Consider the following 6,302-nt stretch of genomic DNA (forward strand, 5'->3'; position numbering starts at 1 on the left):
TGAGATACATTTCCTAGCGTTTTTGCTAATTTTAAAAGACCTAGTTTATTTTTTATCACTTTTCTCTCTATTGCTATATTCATAAATTACCACTTTGGTTCTGCTTTTGCAACTAAGGCATGATGCCTTAGTTGCAAAAGCTGTTTTTCTTTGCTATTTACCACTAAGTGTCAATTTAAGTCTTGTCTATTACATTTTTATACCTCTTCTTCTAGCAAACGCAAATCTTTATAAGATTGGAGTTGATCGCGAAAAGCTGCTGCTTCTTCAAATCGCATTTCTTTAGCTGCTATTTTCATTTTCTTCTCATATTCTTTAATTTTTTGCTCAATTTCTTTAGTTGTCATGTGAGTGATTTTTTTCTCTTCTAAAGTGTCCACGACATTTGCAAATGTTTGAGCAAGGTCTTCTATTTTTCTCTTTTGAATCGTTTGAGGAATAATGCCGTGTTTTTCATTATATTCTTGCTGTGTGCTTCGTCTTGCCTTTGTAGTATCAAGCGCACCTTGAATCGATTTTGTGATCTTATCTGCATACATCACAACTCGACCATCTATGTTGCGCGCTGCTCTTCCGCAGGTTTGAATCAAAGCCGTCTGGCTACGTAAGAAACCTTCTTTATCAGCATCGAGAATGCAAACAAGAGATACTTCTGGAATATCTAGACCTTCTCGTAGCAAATTAATACCAACTAGAACATCAAAAGTCCCTTTACGCAAGTCATTGATGATCTGCACACGCTCTAAAGTATCTATATCTGAATGCAGATATTTTGCCTTAATTCCAATTTCTGTTAAATATTTAGATAGATCCTCTGCTAGCTTTTTAGTTAAAGTAGTTACTAAAACCCTTCTGTTTTTTTCTGTTTCTTGACGAATAAGCTCTAAGCAATCATCGACTTGACCAGTAGCTGGCTTAATTTCAATAATAGGATCCAATAGTCCCGTAGGGCGAATGATCTGCTGTATAATTTCCCCTTCTGCTTCCTTTACTTCCCATTCAGAAGGAGTTGCAGAAACATAAATCACTTGATTGATCCTTTGGTGAACCTCTTCAAATTTTAAAGGACGATTATCAAATGCAGAAGGCAGGCGAAATCCATATTCCACCAAAGATTTTTTACGTGCTCTATCTCCATTGTACATCGCGTGTAATTGTGGAAGGGTTTGATGAGACTCATCGATAAAGACCAGGAAGTCTTCTGGAAAATAATCTAATAAACAAGGAGGAGGATCACCAGGCATTCTACCACTAAAATGACGAGAATAGTTTTCAATTCCTTTACAAAAGCCTATTTCTCGTATCATCTCTAAGTCATACGTTGTTCTCTGCCACAACCTTTGCTTTTCCAACATTTTATCTTCTGCCGTTAAAAAAGCAGTTGTTTGTTCTAATTCCTTTTTAATGGCATCTATTGCTTTAAAACGCACGCCTTCAGGAGTTACATGGTGAGAGCCTGGATAAATAGTAATTTTTTCTAAAACGGTGCAAACTTTGCCTGTTAAAGGATCAATCTCACAAATACGTTCAATTTCATCTCCAAAAAATTCTATACGATAAGCTAGGCTCTCTTCATAGGCTGGAACAATTTCTAATACATCTCCCCGAGCGCGAAAACTAGCGCGCACAAGATCATAATCATTGCGCTTATAATGCATTTCGACCAAATGCAATAATATATCATCACGACGACGCTTCTCTGTCACTGTAATTGTTAATAGCATCTGTCTATAATATTCAGGCAATCCCAAGCCATAAATACAAGAGACAGAAGCAATGATAATGACATCTTCTCTTTCGATCAAAGATCGTGTAGCACTCAAGCGCATCCGATCGATTTGATCATTAATCGCCAAATCCTTTTCAATATAGGTATCGGTTCGGGCAATATATGCTTCTGGTTGATAGTAATCATAATAAGAAACAAAGTACTCAACTGCATTATTTGGAAAAAATCCTTTGAACTCTTGATATAGTTGAGCAGCCAAAGTTTTATTGTGTGCAATCACTAAAGAAGGCCTGTTTAATCTCTGGATTACATTAGCCATAGTAAATGTTTTTCCCGATCCTGTTACTCCTAAAAGGACTTGGGCTTTTTTTCCTTCCTGCACTCTTTTTACTAACTGATCAATAGCTTGTGGTTGATCCCCGCAAGGAATGAATGCACTGTCTAGGGAAAACATCATAAAAAATCCAAATTAAACGCTGTTTGATCCTAGCATATTCACTATCTGTAAAAGAAGAACAGAAACAGCAACAATAAATACTAAAACCAAAGAAAGTTTACCAAAAGGAAATTGATAAGCCCCTTTCATTGCCTTATGATAGCGACCAACCCATACCATAATCACTGGTAAAATCCCATAAAGGATCACTGCACAAATCCCCCCTGCAAAACTCAAAGCTCTAAAAAAAAACTGCGGATAGCAAAGAGCAAAAAGTAAAGGAGGAGAGAAAGCAAGCAGGCAAAGGCTTAAAGACTCGTGCTTTTTACACCTAACCTTAAACCCATCAGATAAAAAATGCACTAAGCTCAATGCCTGAGAAAAAAAAGAAGTTAGAATAGCAAAAAAGGCTAGCCCTCCAGCCCATATTTTAACTTGAGTAAGATTCAAAAATAAAGAAAGCCCCTGTGAAGAGTCTCTTCCTGTTTGTAAAGACTCCATAATTTGATCTAAAGGAAGAATGCCTAACACAATAAATTCCCAAATTAAGTAGACTGCAAATGCTATTAAGCTGCCCATAACAATAGAAAGACGAACACGCTTTAAGTCTCCTTTCATATAATTGGTAAGAGAGGGAACCATATTTTGAAATCCAAATGCAATAATGAGTAAAGGAAAAGACTTCGGCGCATACATAAAATCTACATGCAAAAGTAACTGAGGGTTGACATAGTTTATGCTAAATAATACAAGAAGCCCAAAAAAAATAATTTTAATTGACATAAGAAAACGGTTGCACAAATCAACACTTCTTGTTCCTAAATAGACAACCCATCCAAACAATACAATTAATGCTACAGATCCTGTCCAATCGGGAATCTGCAGATTAAAAAAGGAATAAAAAAAAGAAGCAAATAATGTGCCAGTACCAGAAATATAGGCAACTAGTAATGCATAAAAGAGAAAAAGATAAGTAACCCAACCGATTGCCTTAAAAGATTTTCCGATGATTCGATCCAAAAGGGATAAAAAATTCATTCGCTCATGAAACCAACTATTTGTTTCTACAAGTAATAAAGCTGTAGAAGTCATAAAACTCCAAGCGAGGAAAAACAAAATAGTGGAGTAGAAAAAACCAGCCATTCCCGTCACTATAGGCAAGGCTAACATACCAGCTCCAATACAGCTTCCCGCAACGAGCAAAGCCCCTCCCAGAACACTGCCTTGTTTCATCCAGAGCCTTTAGCCGTCTTCTTCTCAATAATTCGAATCTCTTGATCTAAACGACCTAGTTCATATCCTTCATAATCCACAAATTTGAAAAAACGCTCAAAAATAGGCAAGACATGACATACTTGTTTTGCCATCTCTTGCGCAATAAATCGATAGGTAGGATGACCTGCTGGAGCAGAACGCAGTTCGCAAAGCCATTGAAGCAAGCGCAGATTTACATGAAAATACCAATGCATATTAAAAGCCATAGGAGCTACATACTGCGCTTCTTCAGAAAATTCTTCTGCAATTTTATCATAAACTTTTTTAGCTCTTTCCATCGCTTCTCTATAGGGTTTTTCCATCTCTGTATCTAAAATTTCATGGGGAATAAAATAACCAAAATCACAGGTAATAATTTGTCTTTCTTGAGTGAGCATTCGATGGCGTTGAAGATCGCGATATACACCAAAATCAGCTACTATTTCAAAAGTAAATGTTGCATGTTCCAAAGCTCTAGGAGATTTATGTCTTCTATTCTCACGGAAATTAGAGGCTGAATCTAAAATGTGATTTAATTCCTCTGTAGAAAGATTTTTACAGTGCTCTTGTAACTCAAATAATCCTGCATGACAATGCTCAAATAATAAAGCCGCTGCTACTTTTATAGGAGATTCTTCTTCATAACCAATCAATCTCACCCCTGCATGCTCCATTTTATCTAAACCAACAGAGTGCCTAGAAGCTAGCAGTTTTAATGTATTGCCCATCTGCTCACGAAACTGTGTAAAGCTAAGCTGATATTTATGATTAAGGTCAGCCCTTCGAACAAAGGAGGGAAGGATTTTATTCAGCTCCTGAAAGCTTTTTCTACCGATATCTTGTACTTCAGCCAAATTATGGCTATTTAATTTCTGGATTAAATATTCAAAAAATCTCCCATTTCCATATATCCCCATATTTGTCAGTGTGCTTACAGGCAAAAGTCCTCTCAAACAATCAAGAACCTTAGCACGCAAAGCAGCTGCATAGGCCACTTTGGAAACATCGTGCTCCTTAGGGAATTTTTTTTCCATTTGCCCCATTAAAGGAGGTATTAAAGAAGAATAGGTTTCAAATAACGAGTTACAAGTTTGCAAATACGTTTCACGAAATGCTGATGCTAGTAGAATAGGCTCTCGATAAAACAAATATTTTCCGTCTATTTTTTGATCAAAATAAATATAACGAGTAGATTTTTCTAAAGGAGATCCACCAATTCGAGCATCTTCTATAATCTTAGCTGAAATCATAGAAATATTTTCAATAGCAAGATGTCCCCCACCTAATTCTCCAATAGAATCATCACCATAGCCATCTAAAATCCGATCGTAAAAGTTTTGCGCTTTTTTGATTCCTATGATCTGATCTTCTACTTGTTTCTGATCTAAATCCACTTGAGTCCCTGTAATCGCTACAAAGGCAGTTTCCTCATTAAGGATAAAATCTTTAAGCAATAAAGATCTCAGCCCTAAACTAGATCTAGAATAGCGAGAAAATAAAGCTCCTTTAATTACTTCTGGTAAATTTCGTAAACAAAAAATATTACTTGTAGTATGAGTTACATATCTTTGAAGGATTTTAATTTGACTATCTGTGAATTCTTCGTAACCTTCGGTCATGAAATCTTCCTTTTAATCCTTGTTTCTTTCATTTAATGATTTGCCTTAAACATTAATAGAGTGACACATTCTTTGGGCACAATCAAGAAAAAAACCATCCCTTACAAATTAAGAATTTAAAGCTCAACATTTGCATAAATAGCCTTTGGTGTGCTTTGATCAATATGCGTTTTCTTAAAAGGTGGCCTCATGTTGATTAAAAGACCTCACCGCAATCGAAAAACCGTAGCCATCCGCTCTCTTCTAGCAGAAACGGTATTGCTTCCCAGTGACTTTGTCTTACCTGTTTTTGTTACAACAGAAAAGGAAAAAAAGAGCATTTTCAATATGCCAGGTATATTTGCTTGGCCCCTAGAAAAACTCACTAAAGAAGCAGAAACCTGGCATGGTAAAGGAATTTTAGCAATCGCTTTATTTCCTACTATTCCCCATGAATATAAAGACCCAAATGCTACTTATGCGCTCCAAGAAAAAGGATTAATACCCCAAGCTCTACAGAAATTAAAAAAAGAAATCCCTTCTTTATGTGTAATTACCGATATCGCATTGGATCCTTTCACCTCTCATGGACACGATGGTATTATCAATGAACAGAAAGAAATCCTTAACGATAAGACGGTTTCCATTCTTTCCCAAATGGCTCTTTTACACGCCCAATTCGGCGCTGATTTAGTAGCTCCTAGCGATATGATGGATGGTCGTATCAGAGCAATCCGAACCGTGTTAGACAAACACTTTTTTCATCAAATTGGAATTTTAGCTTATACAGCCAAGTACGCTTCTTGTCTCTATTCTCCCTTTCGCGGTGCAGTAGGTTCTCATTTGCAACACGGAGACAAAAAAAGCTATCAAATGAATCCAGCAAATGCTCGAGAAGCAATCCGCCAAGCTCTATTAGACGAAGAACAAGGAGCTGATATTCTTATGGTAAAACCCGCGCTTTACTATTTAGATATCATTACTAAAATGAAAGCAGCGCTTTCTCTGCCTATTTGTGCCTATCACGTCAGCGGAGAATATGCTATGATCATGGCTGCTGAAGAAAAAGGGATTTTACAAGCAAAAGAGGTCTTTCAAGAAGCCATGCTCAGTATTAAACGAGCAGGAGCTGATTTTATTTTCAGCTATGCGGTTCCTCTATTATTCCCTTAGAGCCTGTTTAAAATCTTTTTTGTTTAAAAAATTGGAAGAAAAGTATCCTTTTGCACAAAGAATCGTGGTTATATGCGATAACGCTGCCTACTATAGGTCAAAAATCGTTGCA

Annotated in this window: 4 protein-coding genes; 1 reads left to right on the forward strand and 3 read right to left on the reverse strand. The window is 36.6% G+C overall.

Annotation, left to right across the window (positions count from 1 at the left end):
* Positions 1-197: 197 nt before the first annotated feature.
* From uvrB to RHOW815_RS06090, 3 genes are read right to left on the reverse strand one after another with little or no spacing between them, the layout of a single operon-like run.
* Positions 198-2,186: an excinuclease ABC subunit UvrB gene (uvrB, locus tag RHOW815_RS06080; protein WP_215217439.1), complete on the reverse strand. Its 1,989-nt coding sequence runs from the start codon at positions 2,184-2,186 to the stop codon at positions 198-200.
* A gap of 12 nt (positions 2,187-2,198) precedes the next feature.
* Positions 2,199-3,398, reverse strand: a complete 1,200-nt coding sequence (locus RHOW815_RS06085; RefSeq protein ID WP_215217440.1) for an amino acid permease — start codon at positions 3,396-3,398, stop codon at positions 2,199-2,201.
* Complete coding sequence (locus tag RHOW815_RS06090; RefSeq protein WP_215217441.1) at positions 3,395-5,038, reverse strand: FAD-dependent thymidylate synthase; 1,644 nt, start codon at positions 5,036-5,038, stop codon at positions 3,395-3,397. The genes RHOW815_RS06085 and RHOW815_RS06090 overlap by 4 nt, the downstream gene beginning before the upstream one ends.
* Positions 5,039-5,227: 189 nt before the next feature.
* Here RHOW815_RS06090 and hemB point away from each other — a divergent pair, with 189 nt between their 5' ends.
* Positions 5,228-6,190 carry a porphobilinogen synthase gene (gene hemB / locus RHOW815_RS06095; protein ID WP_215217442.1) on the forward strand — a complete coding sequence of 321 codons (963 nt, stop codon included), beginning with the start codon at positions 5,228-5,230 and terminating at the stop codon, positions 6,188-6,190.
* Positions 6,191-6,302 lie beyond the last annotated feature (112 nt).

Origin of the sequence: Candidatus Rhabdochlamydia sp. W815, from assembly GCF_018642185.1 — a bacterium.
GTDB classification, from domain to species: Bacteria; Chlamydiota; Chlamydiia; order Chlamydiales; family Rhabdochlamydiaceae; genus Rhabdochlamydia; species Rhabdochlamydia oedothoracis.